The 14,482-nt window shown below is 65.7% G+C and carries 12 protein-coding genes and 1 tRNA gene; 7 read left to right on the top strand and 6 right to left on the bottom strand.

Translation table 11 applies throughout. The features are described 5' to 3' along the window. Positions 1–79: 79 nt before the first annotated feature. The 5 genes from TVC13_RS17105 to aceE all read right to left on the bottom strand — a co-directional run bounded on the left by TVC13_RS17105 (position 80) and on the right by aceE (position 6,603). A complete protein-coding gene (locus TVC13_RS17105) occupies positions 80–325 on the bottom strand; it encodes an acyl carrier protein (RefSeq protein WP_055240832.1) in 246 nt (81 codons plus the stop codon). Positions 326–403: 78 nt separating this feature from the next. Next, a complete protein-coding gene (locus TVC13_RS17100; RefSeq protein ID WP_422402339.1) occupies positions 404–1,465 on the bottom strand; it encodes a beta-ketoacyl-ACP synthase III in 1,062 nt (353 codons plus the stop codon). Then, the gene (locus TVC13_RS17095) at positions 1,462–2,418 is read right to left on the bottom strand and encodes an ACP S-malonyltransferase (RefSeq protein ID WP_422402338.1); all 957 of its coding nucleotides are present in this window, start codon (positions 2,416–2,418) and stop codon (positions 1,462–1,464) included. The genes TVC13_RS17100 and TVC13_RS17095 overlap by 4 nt, the downstream gene beginning before the upstream one ends. 131 nt (positions 2,419–2,549) lie before the next feature. Further along, positions 2,550–3,779, bottom strand: a complete 1,230-nt coding sequence (locus tag TVC13_RS17090; protein WP_422402337.1) for a PucR family transcriptional regulator — start codon at positions 3,777–3,779, stop codon at positions 2,550–2,552. A gap of 85 nt (positions 3,780–3,864) precedes the next feature. Continuing rightward, entirely contained in the window at positions 3,865–6,603 is a 2,739-nt protein-coding gene (gene aceE / locus TVC13_RS17085) for a pyruvate dehydrogenase (acetyl-transferring), homodimeric type (RefSeq protein WP_422402336.1), read from the bottom strand. A 299-nt stretch (positions 6,604–6,902) separates the two neighbouring features. On the opposite strand from aceE, the gene TVC13_RS17080 reads away from it, so the two are divergent. The 5 genes from TVC13_RS17080 (at position 6,903) to TVC13_RS17060 (ending at position 9,979) form a co-directional block, all read left to right on the top strand. Beyond that, positions 6,903–7,322, top strand: coding sequence for a DUF3052 domain-containing protein (locus TVC13_RS17080; RefSeq protein ID WP_091604076.1), 420 nt, complete (start codon positions 6,903–6,905; stop codon positions 7,320–7,322). A 9-nt stretch (positions 7,323–7,331) separates the two neighbouring features. After that, entirely contained in the window at positions 7,332–7,814 is a 483-nt protein-coding gene (locus TVC13_RS17075) for a redoxin domain-containing protein (protein WP_422402335.1), read from the top strand. Position 7,815: 1 nt separating this feature from the next. Continuing rightward, positions 7,816–8,766, top strand: coding sequence for an NAD-dependent protein deacetylase (locus TVC13_RS17070; protein WP_422402334.1), 951 nt, complete (start codon positions 7,816–7,818; stop codon positions 8,764–8,766). Positions 8,767–8,851: 85 nt separating this feature from the next. Further along, positions 8,852–8,924 (top strand) — tRNA-Val (locus TVC13_RS17065). Between the two features lie 185 nt (positions 8,925–9,109). Continuing rightward, positions 9,110–9,979, top strand: a complete 870-nt coding sequence (locus TVC13_RS17060) for a serine hydrolase (protein ID WP_422402333.1) — start codon at positions 9,110–9,112, stop codon at positions 9,977–9,979. Between the two features lies 1 nt (position 9,980). Here TVC13_RS17060 and TVC13_RS17055 read toward each other — a convergent pair whose 3' ends face one another. Next, the gene (locus TVC13_RS17055; RefSeq protein WP_422402332.1) at positions 9,981–11,207 is read right to left on the bottom strand and encodes a cation:proton antiporter; all 1,227 of its coding nucleotides are present in this window, start codon (positions 11,205–11,207) and stop codon (positions 9,981–9,983) included. Positions 11,208–11,406: 199 nt separating this feature from the next. On the opposite strand from TVC13_RS17055, the gene TVC13_RS17050 reads away from it, so the two are divergent. Next, a complete protein-coding gene (locus tag TVC13_RS17050) occupies positions 11,407–12,843 on the top strand; it encodes a DUF2252 domain-containing protein (RefSeq protein ID WP_422402331.1) in 1,437 nt (478 codons plus the stop codon). 149 nt (positions 12,844–12,992) lie between these two features. Beyond that, on the top strand, positions 12,993–14,429 hold the full coding sequence (gene gndA, locus TVC13_RS17045) for an NADP-dependent phosphogluconate dehydrogenase (protein WP_422402330.1): 1,437 nt from the start codon (positions 12,993–12,995) through the stop codon (positions 14,427–14,429). Positions 14,430–14,482 lie beyond the last annotated feature (53 nt).

The following is a 14,482-nucleotide window of genomic DNA, read 5'->3' as shown; positions in this document are numbered from 1 at the left end:
GGGGGGGGGGGGGGGGGGGGGGGGGGGGGGGGGGGGGGGCCCCCGGGGCGCCCCCCCCCCCCCCCCCCCCCTTCACGAACTACGCCTGGGCGTTGGAGATGAAGTCGACGGCGTCGCCAACGGTCTTGAGGTTCTTGACCTCTTCGTCGGGGATGCGAACGCCGAACTTTTCCTCGGCGTTGACCACGATGGTCATCATCGAGATGGAGTCGATGTCCAGGTCATCCGTGAAGGACTTGTCCAGCTCAACGGCCTCGGGGGCCAGGCCGGTTTCCTCGTTCACGATCTCTGCGAGACCGGCCAGGATTTCTTCGTTGCTAGCCATGGGGGCTCCTTTTTTCGTTGGTACCGGTGCTGGACCGGTATGGGTTTTCCAACCGCCGAAGCGGTGTGGTCTTGCAAACTAGGGGAGGACTACAACCTGTGCACCGTAGACCAAACCGGCGCCGAAGCCGATCTGAAGGGAGAGCTTCCCGCTGAGGTCGGGATGCTCGCTGAGCAGGCGGTGGGTGGCCAGCGGAATGGAGGCAGCCGAGGTGTTGCCGGCGTCGGCGATGTCCCGGGCGATGACCACTGACTCAGGCAGTTTCAGCTGCTTGGCCAGTTCGTCGATGATCCGCATGTTGGCCTGGTGCGGCACAAAAGCCGAAAGATCCTCCGCGGTGATGCCCGCAGCGTCCAGGGCCTGCTGGGCGGCTTTCGCCATTTCCCAGACAGCCCAGCGGAAAACTGTCTGTCCGTCCTGGCGCAGGGTGGGCCAGAGCTTGGTTTCGCGCTCTGCCAGGACGTTGGCCGGCAGTTCGCCGTCAGCCTCGGCCGCCAGGGACAGTTCACGGATTTCAAGCATTGAGTGCGTCATGCCGATTGCACCGGATTTGCTGCCGTCCGAACCCCAGACTGAGGGGCCGATTCCGGGTGTGTCGGAGGGCCCGACGACGACGGCGCCGGCTCCGTCCCCAAGGAGGAAGGAAATGGTGCGTTCGGTGTTGTCGATAAAGTCGGAGAGCTTCTCGACGCCGACAACCAGCACGTACTTCGCGGCGCCGGAGCGCACCAGGGCGTCGGCCTGGGCAATGCCGTAGCAGTACCCGGCGCAGGCGGCCGAAACGTCATAGGCGGGTGCGGGCGTGGCACCGAGGCGGTCGGCGACCTGCGCGGCGGCCGACGGCGTGGCGAAGGGGTGGGTCACGGTGGAGACGATGACGGCGTCCAGCTCGGAGCCCTCAATGCCGGCCTTGGCCAGCGCATCGCGCCCGGCCAGTTCGGCCATGTCTACCACGGAGGTGCCCTTGTCGGCCCGGTGCCGGGTGACGATGCCCGTGCGCTGGCGGATCCACTCGTCGGAGGAATCGATCCACTGGCACACGTCGTCGTTGCTGACGATCACGTCAGGACGGAAGGCGCCCAGGCCGTGGATCCGGCTGAACTCGTGGACGGGTGCTTGCTTCAGGGTGGGCGTGCTCACGCATTACCTTCTTGGGTTGTAACTGCTGCCGCGCCGGAATGCTCGGCCACAAAGGCACGGGCAGCGGCGAGGTCTTCGGGGGACTTCAGGGCCAGCGAGGGAACACCGCGCATTCCCCGCTTGGCCAGTCCGGTCAGGGTGCCTGCCGGAGGGAGCTCCAGTATGCCGGTGACGCCCATGGTTGTCATGGTTTCCATGCATGCGTCCCAGCGCACGGGGCGGGAGACCTGGGCGATCAGGCTGTCCAGGTTGGCTTCCCCGCTCACCACGGCAGCGCCGTCGTAGTTCGAGAGGAGCGTGGGCAGGGGTTCGGCGGGGGAGAGGGAGGGCCGCAGCGCCTCAAGCACACTGAGCGCGGGCTCCATGTGCGTGGTGTGGAAGGCACCGGCAACCTTCAGCGGGATGACCCGGGCCTTGGCCGGGGGATTGGCGGAGAGTTCCTGGAGCTGTGCCAGCGTTCCCGCCGCTACAACCTGGCCGCCGCCGTTGGCGTTGGCTGCCGTGAGGCCAAAGCTCGCAAGGACCCGCGCTACGTCATCCGGGTCACCGCCGAGCACGGCGCTCATGCCGGTGGGCACCTGCGCGGCCGCCCGGGCCATGGCATTCGCGCGTTCCCGGACAAAGGCGAGTGCGTCGGCCTCGCTCAGGGCCCCGGCAACGGCGGAGGCAGTAATCTCACCAACGGAGTGGCCTGCGACGACGGTTGCTGCGGTGAGGGCTCCGGTGTCCAGCAGCTGCCGGGCCGCCACGAGGCCGGCGGCGACGATCAGCGGCTGGGCGACGGCGGTGTCCTTGATGGTCTCCTCATCCGAGACGGTGCCGTGCGCTACGAGGTCCAGCCCCGCGGTGTCGGAGAGCGCTTCGAGGTGCTCCCGCACTCCGGGCAGTTCCAGCCACGGAGCGAGGAAGCCTGGCGTTTGTGACCCCTGGCCGGGGCAGACGATTGCAAGCACGTAACAAGCTTTCCAAATAGGGAGTGGATTACCGGGTGTTTGGGTGAACCAAGCTCACCCGGGGGCGTTGTAGGAAGTCTACAAGTGCAGCCCGCCGGTGCAAGGGTGCGGCAAGGGGGCGGCAACAGGTCTCAGGAGCGTGTTGCAGGCCGTTCGGGCACTGCCTTTCCAGCCGGTGACAGCCGCCCGACCACCAGCGCCGTCTGCAGGACAAAGGCTTCTCTGGGAAGCATGGGATCCCAGCCGGTGACGTCGCAGACCCGGCGCAGCCGGTAGCGGACGGTATTGGCGTGGACAAAGAGCTCCCGCGCCGTGGCCTCCAGTGAGTGGCCCAGGGAGAGGTAGGCGGAAAGTGTCTCAGCCAGGCCGTTGGACGCGGCCAGCAGGGGACGGTAGATGCTGCGAACCAGGGCCTTGCGGGCCGAGTCATCCCCGGACATCACCCGTTCAGGCCAGAGGTCGTCAGCGGCCACCGGACGGGGTGCCGCGGGCCAGGCACGGGCTGCGGTAAGTCCGGCGAACGCGGCCTGGGCGGACGGGCCGGCCTCCACCAGGGACTCGGCGGGCGGGCCGTACACAACCGGTCCGGGGCCAAAGAGATCGGCCAGCCGGCCGAGGGCACCGGACTTTTCGCTCATGCCGCCCAGGACCAGAATCAGCCGGTCGCCCTGGATGCCCACCAGGGTGTCCTCTGCGAGCCGTCCGGCGACCCGGCGCAGTTCGTTGACGAAGGACGGACTGGGATCGGCCGGGGAGCTGCCCACGATCACCGTCACGCCTGCCGTGGAGGTCCAGCCGACGGCGGCGATGCGTGAACGCAGGGCGTCGGAGCTTTCGCCGCGCAGGATGGCATCAACCACCAGCGCCTCCAGCCGGGTGTCCCACGCGCCGCGGGTTTCCGCGGCACGGGCGTAAACATCCGCGGCAGCGAAAGCCACTTCGCGGGAGTAGCGCAGCACAGCCTCGCGGAGCGGACCCTGGACTGATCCCGCTGCCAGCTCGGGCACCCGGTCTTCCACTACCTGGACTACCACGCGGATCAGAGAGAGGGCCTTCTGCAGGCTGATGGCACGGGTTAGCTCGGTGGGGGCGGTGCCGAACACGTCGCTGAGCACCCAGGCCGGCGAGGCAGGGCGCTCGTACCAGTTCACGAACGAGGCAATGCCCTTTTGGGCGACCATCCCCAGGGCGGAGCGTTCGTCCGGACGCAGTCCCCGGTACCACGGCAGGGAAACGTCAAGCTGCTTCAGCGTCGCCGTTGAAAGCTTGCCGATGTTCGCTTTGAGCCGTTCGAGGATGAGCGGGTCGGCACCGTTCTCCGGTGCCGCAGCAGCTGGTGGTGTCGTGCGGGTCACTGGCATTCTCGAAGCTTACGGCCTTCGATGCGCAACCTCCATTTTGTGTGAAGGCTACAACTATGCGAGTCCCCACACTGATGCGGTACTGCTAGGCGTCTCCGCCGGCGTTGCCGCTGGTGCCCTTCGTGACGTCGAGAAGGTGGTACCGGCTGATCGCCTCACCCGGTGCCGAGGAATCCACTTCACCGCGCCGGGCGAGCATCTCCAGTGCCCGCACCACCATGGAGTGGCTGTCGATCTTGAAGAACCGCCGGGCTGCCGCACGCGTGTCGGCAAACCCGAACCCGTCTGCACCCAGGGACGCGAACTCGTTCGGCAGGAACTGGCGGATCTGGTCCGGAACGGCCTTCATGTAGTCCGTGGAGGCCACAATCGGTCCCGTGGCACCGGCCATCTGCTGTGTCACGAACGGTACGCGGGGTTCGGCGTCCGGATGCAGGAACGCTTCCTCTTCCGCAGCGAGGCCGTCCCGGCGCAGTTCATTCCAGCTGGTCACCGACCATACGTCGGCAGAGACGTTCCAGTCCTCGGCCAGGAGTCGCTGGGCTTCCAGGGCCCAGGGAACCGCGACGCCGGAGGCAAGCAGCTGCGTCCGCGGACCGTCGATGGAAGCGGAGGAAAGCTGATAGATCCCCCCGATGACGCCTTCCACATCCAGGTCCTCCGGCGCCTTGGGCTGCAGGATCGGTTCGTTGTAGGCCATGATGTTGTAAATCAGGTTTGGATCCTTGGATTCCGGACCGTACATCTCTTCAAGCCCGTGCCGCACAATGTGCCCGATCTCGTAGCCGTACGCCGGATCGTAGGTCTTCACCGCGGGGTTGGTGGAGGCCAGGATCGGGGAATGCCCGTCGGCATGCTGCAGACCTTCACCGGTGAGGGTGGTGCGGCCGGCGGTGGCGGAGACCATAAACCCGCGCGCCAGCTGATCAGCTGCTGCCCAGATAAAATCCCCCGTGCGCTGGAATCCGAACATCGAGTAGAACACGTACACCGGAATCAGCGGTACACCATGCGTCGCGTAGGCAGTGCCGGCTGCTGTGAAGGCGGCGATGGACCCGGCTTCGTTGATGCCCACGTGCACAATCTGGCCCTGCGGGGACTCCTTGTACGCCAGGACAAGGTCGCGGTCCACGGAGAGGTAATTCTGTCCCTGCGGGTTGTAGATCTTCGCCGTCGGGAAGAACGAGTCCATCCCGAACGTACGGGCCTCATCCGGGATGATCGGCACAATCCGCATCCCGAATTCCTTGTCCCGCATTAGGTCCTTGAGCAGCCGCACGAACGCCATGGTGGTGGCTGCCAGCTGCTTGCCCGAACCGCGGTTGGCTACCTCATAGGACTTCTCGCCGGGAAGGTGGATCGGCTTGAAGTCGGAGCGGCGCTCAGGAAGGAACCCGCCCAGTTCCTTCCGCCGGTCCAGCATGTACCGGATCTCCGGTGCCTGCGGCCCCGGGTTGTAGTACGGCGGCTGGTACGGATCCGCTTCGAGCTGCTCATCGGTGATGGGGATGCGCAGGTGGTCGCGGAAAAGCTTGAGGTCATCGAGGGTGAGCTTCTTCATCTGGTGCGTTGCATTGCGGGCCTCGAAATGCGGCCCAAGGCCGTACCCCTTCACCGTGTGCGCCAGGATGGCCGTGGGCTTGCCCTTGAACTCGAGCGCTGCCTTGTACGCGGCGTAGACCTTGCGGTAGTCGTGCCCGCCGCGCTTGAGGTTCCAGATGTCGTCGTCGGAAAGTCCGGACACCATGGCCTTGGTCTGCGGGCTCTTGCCGAAGAAGTGGTCACGGATGAAGCCGCCGGATTCGGCCTTGTAGGTCTGGTAGTCGCCGTCGACCGTGGAGTTCATGATTTCCACCAGCGCGCCGTCGTCGTCGGCAGCCAGCAGGGGATCCCATTCCCTGCCCCACAGCACCTTGATGACGTTCCAGCCGGCCCCGCGGAAGAATGCCTCGAGTTCCTGGACAATCTTGCCGTTGCCGCGCACCGGACCGTCCAGGCGCTGCAGGTTCGCATTGACCACAAAGGTGAGGTTGTCCAGCTTGTCATTGGCTGCGACGTGCAGCAGGCCGCGCGATTCCGGCTCGTCCATCTCGCCGTCGCCCAGGAACGCCCAGACGTGCTGCTCCGAGGTGTCCTTGAATCCGCGGTTGTCCAGGTAGCGGTTCAGCTGTGCCTGGTAGATCGCGTTCATCGGTCCGATGCCCATTGACACGGTGGGGAATTCCCAGAAGTCGGGCATGTTCCGCGGATGCGGGTAGGAGGAGAGTCCGTGGCCTTCGCGGGACTTCTCCTGCCGGAACCCGTCGAGGTCTTCCTCCGTGAGCCGCCCCTCCAGGAAAGCGCGCGCATACATGCCGGGCGCGGCGTGCCCCTGGAAATACACCTGGTCGCCCCGGCCGGGGTAGTCCTTGCCGCGGAAGAAGTGGTTCATGCCCACTTCGTACAGGGTGGCTGCGCCGGCAAACGTTGAAATATGCCCGCCGACGCCGATGCCCGGGCGCTGCGCTCGGTGCACCATGATCGCAGCGTTCCATCTCATCCAGGCACGGAACCGGCGCTCAATCTCCTCGTCCCCTGGAAACTCGGGTTCCTGATCCACCGGAATCGTGTTGACGTAGTCCGTGGTGGTGACCATGGGCACTCCGACCGAGTGTGCTCCTGCACGCTGCAGCAGCGAACGCATGATGAACTGCGCGCGTTCGGTGCCTTCGGTCTTGACCAGGTCGTCCAGGGACTGGATCCACTCGGCGGTTTCTTCGGGATCGGTGTCGGGCAGCTGGCCTGTGAGCCCGCTGAGGATATCCGTTCTGTCTTCTGCGGCCACGAAACTCTCCTATGCCGTGCCTGGGGCCTGCCGCTGCGGGGGCTTCCTGTGTCTGCCGGACGTCTCCGCAGTCGGCCGGATGCCGGGGACATACGCGCCGCGCGTACCGCCGTGCGTGTCCTTTTAGCCACTGTAGACCGGCTGCCCCGGCTTGCGTAGCCTTCACCGGGGAAGGCCTGCCGGGGCACGGCGAACCCTTGAAGCTTGCCGGTTAAAGGTGTTCCCTTGAGTCAGGAAAAGGGCAGTTCTTGCCAAGATGTGATTCCCTTGTATTTATGCAGTCAACCAGGAGGAGTGAAGTGAGCGAGGCCGATGCCGTCACAGAGAAGAACGTGGCGGAAAGAATGGGTTTCAAAGACGGCGACCTGATTCAGGAATTCGGCTACGACGAAGACGTGGACTTCGATCTCCGTGAGGATCTCGAAGACCTGTCCGGCGGCGAGCTCCTCACTGAGGACGACCACGAAGTTGTTGACGGCGTGATCCTGTGGTGGCGCTCGGACGACGGCGATCTGGTCGACGCGCTGGTTGATTCCCTGACGACGCTCGACGACGGCGGAGTGGTCTGGGTCCTGACACCCAAATCGGGCCGGGAGGGTTACGTTCCGCCCGCCGATATCGAAGAGGCAGCACCCACCGCGGGACTGCACGTAACCACGTCACCGGGCGTCAGCCGCGACTGGGCCGCTACGCGCCTGGTCAGCCGCCGAAAGAAGTAACCGGTTTTGATGCCTGCAGCCGGGATCCCCGGCCTCGGGGATCCGGCTCCGGTCTTTGAGCTGCCCAACCAGTACGGTGAGGCGGTGCGGTCAGCTGACCTCGCCGGCGCGCCCGCCGTCCTGGTTTTCTACCCGTTTGCCTTTTCCCGGGTCTGCTCAGGTGAACTCGCGGAACTCGCTGCCCTTCAGCCGGAATTCAGGGCCGCCGGAGCACGCCTGCTGGCCGTGTCCTGTGATGCGAAGTACTCGCTGCGTGCCTGGGCCTCCGAGCAGCAGTGGGAATTCGACCTGCTCTCGGACTTTTGGCCGCACGGCGCCGCTGCCCGGAGCTTCGGGGTCTTTAACGAGGCCCGCGGAATGGCCGTCCGTGCCAGCTTCATTCTTGACGCAGGCGGCTCCATCCGGCAGATTCTGCGGTCCAACCCGGACGAACCGCGCCGCGCCGCCGATTATCTGGCGGCCCTTTCGGCGCTGTCCGGAGAACGGAACTGACATGACGCAGCCTGTACCTCCAGGAACAGGGCTCACCGGATTTGTCACGCGGGAGGCTGCGGCCGCGGCCGCAGAGCCCACCGAAGCCGAACGCCGCCAGCTGGATAAGGCTGTTGAACTGCTGGCCGGCCGGAAACTGGCGCTGCTGACCGGTGCCGGGCTAAGCACCGACTCAGGGATTCCCGACTACCGCGGTCCTGATGCGCCGCCGCGGAACCCTATGACTTACCAGCAGTTTGTCGGTGACCCGGTGCTGCGCCAGCGCTACTGGGCCCGCAACCATGTGGGGTGGCACCACCTGCGCCACGCGGTACCCAACGCCGGGCACGAGGCTGTTGTCCATCTGGAGGAGCGCGGCCTGCTCACCGGAGTAATCACCCAGAATGTGGACCGCCTGCACAGCGATGCCGGGAGCATTCGGGTCATTGACCTGCACGGGCGGTTCGACCGGGTGCTCTGCCTCTCCTGCGGTGCCGTCTACACCCGCGAGGGTATCGCTCGGCTCCTCGAGAAGCTCAATCCCGGTTACCTTGAACGCGTTGCCGCGGACGGGGATATCGCCCCCGACGCCGACGCCGAGATCACGGACACCGAGGGTTTCACCGTCGCGGACTGCCCCATCTGTGACGGGATGCTCAAGCCCGACTTCGTCTACTTCGGGGAGAACGTTCCCAAGGAGCGGGTCCGGCTGTCCTACGCAGCAGTGGACGACGCCGGTGCGCTCCTGGTGGCCGGTTCTTCCCTGACTGTGATGAGCGGCCTGCGCTTTGTCCGCCATGCCGCCAAGGAAGGCAAGCCGGTAGTGATCATCAACCGCGGCCAGACCCGCGGTGATGCACTGGCTGACCTCAAAATCGACATGGGTGTGGGCACCGCCCTGCAGTACCTGGCGCGGACGCTGCCGGATCCGGCCCCGCTGTCCGGACAGCATCCGGGCAGGCATGCGGATTAGGTGATCCGGCAGATGTTCCGGTAATGTAATTCCTCGTGATGCGGCGCTGGCCGGGGATACCCCAGCTGGCATAACGGGTCACTTTGGGTCTTTAGCTCAGCTGGTAGAGCGCCACGTTTACACCGTGGATGTCATCGGTTCGATCCCGGTAGGACCCACCGGCAAAACCCGCCCGCGGAAACATCCGCAGGCGGGTTTTTTCGTGTGCTGTTCCCGTCTGCAGAAAGTCCCGCCAGGGAGGCGGAGCGGCCGCACAGCAGCCGCCCATCCACTTCGAAGATTTCGGTGGTACAAGGACATGGGGTGTGGCTGACACACCGCTGAGTTACCGCAGCTGAAAGATATGAGCACTTTGCGCACTAACCTCCTTAAACCTGCAGCCGCCGTCCTGCTCAGTACAGGACTGATCGCCACCGGGGTAACCGGATGCACCGGTGAACCTGCACCGCAGACGGTAACGGTGCCCGGCAGCCCCGCAACGCCGTCGGCCAGTTCCGAACCCGAGCTCGCCCTGCGTGCTGAGCTGGACCGCTATGCCGCGGAGACCGGCGTCGACTTCTCCGTGGCTCTGTACGAATATGATTCCAACAGTGCCTGGTCCTACCACCCGGACGGGCGGTATCTGGAAGCCAGCCTGGTGAAGGTTCCGATCCTCCTGACCCTGCTGCGGCAGGCCACTGAGGCGGAGCGGGAACTGACTCCGGAAGAGGAACAGCTGGCAGAACTGATGATCTGCCAAAGCGACAACGGGGCCACTGACGAACTGTATGCGCTGATCGGCGGGGCAGAAGAACTGCAGCGAACGTACGGCCTGCTCGGTGTCACGGACACGGAAGCCGGTGACGTCTGGGGCGCCAACGAGACAAACGCGGAAGACCAGCTGCGGATTGCAACGGCGGTGGCCCGCGGAGTGGACTGGATACGGGACGGCTTGCAGGACTATGCAGCCCGCCTGCTGGAGAACGTTGTGCCGGAGCAGGCGTGGGGGATCAGCGCCGGCATTCTGAACCCGCTCGCCGAAGTGGGCCTGAAGAACGGCTGGCTGCAGGATGACTTCCTGGCCTGGAACGTGGGGAGCCTGGGATTTGTGGTCGGCGCAGGCGCCGAGTACAGCGTCGTCGTGCTCACTGCAGGCACCGAATCGCTGGACGAAGGAATTGCCGTCCTTGAAGGCGCCGCTGCGATTGTGAACCACTGGGAACTGGGACAGTAGCTCACCGCTGGTTCAACGGAGGCGGCTGAGTTCCCGGGCCCGCGCCCGACCAGCGCGAGTACGCGGCCACGAGGGGGCCGGCCGAGAGGCCGTGCGCAAAGACACTCAGCCCCACTGTAACGACCACGGTGGTCAGCAGCGTCACAGCTTCCGGGGTTCCCCGTTCGTACGCCAGCAGGGCGAACACCACAGAGGCCAGCCCGCGGGGTCCGAACCACCCCATGAACGCCCGGGTCTGCCACGATGCTCCGCTTCCCGCCATGGCCGCGGAGACCGGGAGCATACGAACGGCTGTGAGGCTCAGGACCGCATAGGCGAGGACCTGCCAGGTGATGTGCGGGAGGGCAGCCAGGACAGCGACGGCGCCGAAAATCATCCAGGTTGCGGCTGCGAGGATGTTCCCGGTTTCCGCGGTGAAGCCCAGCGTGTCATCTGTCCTTGCACCGCCGGCCCGCCGGAAAGCCAGTCCTGCCACGAACGCGGCGAGGAACGCGCTGCCGCCAAGCGAAACCGCCGCCGCATAGGCACCCAGTGCCACGGCCAGGGTGCAGGGCTGGCGCCACTGCGCTTCGATCCATCCCCGGCGGGATGCAGTCCGTAGGAGACACCCGCCGACGACGCCGGCCACCACTCCGGCGAGCAGGCCGAAGCCGATCTGTTCGGTGATCGCAGCAGCGACCGCTGAGGGCACGCTGCCTTCCAGCGTGGACATGGAGAGGTCCAGAGACACCAGGAAAAACGGTACGGCGAGGCCGTCGTTCAGCCCGCTTTCAACGTTCAGGGCCTGCCGCACGGGTCCCGGCACGGCCTGATCCTCCACCACCCGGTGTCCCAGTGCGGCGTCGGTCGCACAAAGCATGGCGGACAACAGGAAAGCGGTGGCCAGGGAAAGCTCCGGAAACAGCAGCAGTGCTGCACCGAAACCGAGGAGCAGGCTCAGGGGAAGGCCGAAGGCCAGCAGCCTGCCGGGCCATCCGAAACTCCGGCGCAGGACAGCGAGATCAAGGTGTGCTGCATCGGTAAAGAGAAGGAAGACCAGGGCCAGCTCCGCCACCCGGTGCACGGCCGAGGTTTCAAGGGACAGCCCCAGGCTCCCGCCCAGCAGCGCAGCCGTGAGGACTCCGGCAAAGACGAACGCCATGGCAGAGGTAATGCCGCTGCGGTTCAGCGGTCCGGAGAAGGCACTGACCAGAATCAGCACCACGGCTCCAAGCAGTACCGCGATCATCCGGTTCCTCCCATACGGGCCGTGGAACACAGGTTGCGGGTGAACACGCCGGCCGGTCTGCCGCCCGGCAGCAGCCAAGGTGTGGGAGCCGGGCTCCGGAAACGTGCAACCCGGATAATCTGGGGACGTGTTCTGTTCCCGAGCGTGACACAGAACCCGGTCGCTTGTCACCGCTTTGCGCTTCAGGAGGTTGACTGCCATGGACAGGAAAACAGCAGGACGCAGAGGCGTAGAGGAGCGGGCGGCGGCAGGCAGGCTCTGCCGGGACCGGACCCCGGTCACGGCACACACCGAGTGGCGTCCGGCTCCAGGGCGGCCGGACCCGATTGCACTCATCGAGGAGCAGAACCTCACCCGGGATGCGGACCTGGTGCCGGTTCGCCACGGCCGGATGCTCGCCTCACCGTTCACGTTCTACCGCGGCACGGCAGGAATCATGGCCGCCGATCTGCGGGACACCCCGCGCGCCGGCCTGGACACCCAGCTCTGCGGGGACGCGCACCTGTCCAACTTCGGGGTTTTTGCCTCCCCGGAGCGGAAGCTGATCTTCGGCATCAACGACTTTGACGAGACCCTGCCCGGGCCCTTCGAATATGACGTGCTGCGCCTGGCCGCGAGCTTCACCGTGGCGGCCCGGAACAACGCCTTCACCGGAGCCGATGTCCGCTCGGCGACCCTGGCAGCGGTTCGTGCCTACCGCGAGGCAATGCGGGACTTTGCCCGGATGGGCACCCTGGAGATCTGGTATGCGGGCCTGGACGAACAAGATGTGATGTCAGCGCTCGCAGTAGCCGTGGACACGAGCAGTGGGAAGGAACAGAAGAAGGCTGCCAAACGCGCCCGGCGTGCGGCGGAGAAAGCGGCGCTCAGGGCCCGGTCCAGGGACAGCCTGCAGGCACTGTCCAAACTGGCGGAGCACGTGGACGGTAGCTACCGGATCATCAGCTCCCCGCCGGTATTGATTCCGGCCCGCGAGTTTGGCGGCATGTTCGGCATATCGTCCGATCAGCTGCAGGAAACCGTCCAGAACCAGTTCCGCTCTTACCGGCAGACGCTCCAGGAGGACCGGCGCCGGCTGCTTGAACGGTACGAAATCGTCGACGTCGCCCGGAAAGTGGTGGGCGTGGGCAGTGTTGGAACGCGTGCCTTCATTGCCCTGCTGCAGGGCCGGGATGCATCGGATCCGCTTTTCCTGCAGCTCAAGGAGGCCAGGCGTTCGGTTCTTGAGGGCCACCTGCCCCGAAGCGTCTGGCGCCAGCCCGGTAAACGAGTGGTCCAGGGCCAGCGGATGATGCAGGCCGCGAGTGACATCTTCCTGGGCTGGACGCCGGGCATGCAGGAGAACAGGTACCTCTACTGGCGGCAGCTTAGGGACATGAAGGGGTCCGCAGTGGTGGAGACGATGACGCCGTTCGGCATGGAACTCTATGCCCGGGTGTGCGGCTGGGCGCTTGCACGGGCGCACGCCAGATCGGGGGACCCGGTTGCGGTTGCCGCCTATCTGGGAAAGAGCGGCAGGTTCGACGCCGCAGTCGCCGGCTTCAGTGCCCGGTATGCGGACCAGAACGAAAAAGACTATGAAGCCTTTGCCAAAGCGGTTCGGTCCGGCCGGCTGGAAGCCGTGGAAGGCGTTTAGGCCGGTTCGGAACACGACGTGTCCGCCGTCGCAGCGGCGTGTGTGGCGGCAGCCCCGTTCGGAGAATAGGCTGGAGGCTGAAGACGGCGCCATTGGTGCGCCGAGACTGTGCTGCTGGATGCGGCACCCGAAGAATCCTTGGAGTGAACTTGAGTGCACAGATAGGCGTGACCGGACTGGCCGTCATGGGAGCGAACCTGGCCCGGAACCTGGCCCGGAATGGCTACACGGTGGCCCTGCACAACCGGTCGGTGGAGAAGACGGATGCTCTCCTCTCCGCACACGGTGACGAAGGGGACTTCATCCGGACGGAGTCGCTGCAGGAACTGGTGGATTCCCTGGAGAAGCCGCGCCGCGTGCTGATCATGGTCAAGGCCGGAGCACCCGTGGACTCGGTCATTGACCAGCTGGTGCCGCTGCTTGAACCGGGCGACATCGTGATCGACGCCGGCAACTCGCACTATGAGGACACCCGCCGCCGCGAAGCCGCGCTGGCTGAAAAGGACCTCCACTTCGTCGGCGTTGGGGTTTCCGGCGGTGAAGAGGGCGCGCTCCTGGGCCCGTCCATCATGCCGGGCGGCTCGCGTGAGTCCTATGACTCGCTTGGCCCGATGCTCGAGAAGATCTCCGCCAAGTACAACGGTGAACCCTGCTGCACCTGGGTCGGCACCGATGGCGCCGGGCACTTTGTGAAGATGGTCCACAACGGCATCGAATACGCCGACATGCAGGTCATCGGTGAGGCATATGACCTGCTGCGCTCCGCCGCGGGAATCGAACCGGCCGAGCAGGCAGAGATCTTCACCGAATGGAACAAGGGCCAGCTGAGCTCCTTCCTGATCGAAATCACTGCCGAGGTTCTCGCGCACACCGACGCGAAGACCGGCAAGCCGTTCGTTGACGTCGTCGTGGACTCCGCCGGGCAGAAGGGCACGGGACGATGGACCGTTGTCTCCGGCCTGGATCTGGGCTCCCCGGTCTCGGCGATTGCCGAATCCGTCTTCGCCCGTGCGCTCTCTTCGCAGCGTGGCCAGCGCGAGGAAGCCCAGGGCATCCTGGCCGGCGAGGAAACTGCCGTCGAGCTCCCCGAGACCTTCGTGGAGGACGTGCGGCAGGCGCTGTACGCCTCCAAGCTGGTCAGCTACGCCCAGGGCCTGGACATGCTCACCGGCGCGGCCAAGACCTACGGCTGGGATCTGAAGCTGGACGAGATTGCCTCGCTCTGGCGTGCCGGCTGCATCATCCGGGCGGAACTGCTCGATGACATCATGAAGGCCTACGCAGACGGAAAGGCTCCGGCCAACCTGCTGCTGGCTCCGGCGTTCGCCGAGTCCATTGCCCAGGCACTTCCGGCCTGGCGCCGGGTCGTTTCCGTGGCCGTGCAGCTGGGTATTCCGGTTCCGGTCTTCTCCTCCTCGCTGGCCTACTATGACGGCCTGCGCCGCAAGCGCCTTCCGGCGGCCCTGACCCAGGGCCTGCGCGACCTCTTCGGTGCGCACACCTACAGCCGGGTCGACGCTGAAGGCACCTTCCACACCCTGTGGAGCGGAGACCACTCCGAAATCGAAGCCGTGGACACCCACTAGCCACCGGCACACAAAACGGGGCCGGCCGCCCCCCGGGCCGCCCCCCGCCCGGG

It is taken from the genome of Arthrobacter sp. 3Tela_A (genome assembly GCF_049311025.1).
GTDB lineage: Bacteria > Actinomycetota > Actinomycetes > Actinomycetales > Micrococcaceae > Arthrobacter_B.
This window is presented reverse-complemented; position numbering and strand designations above follow the sequence as displayed.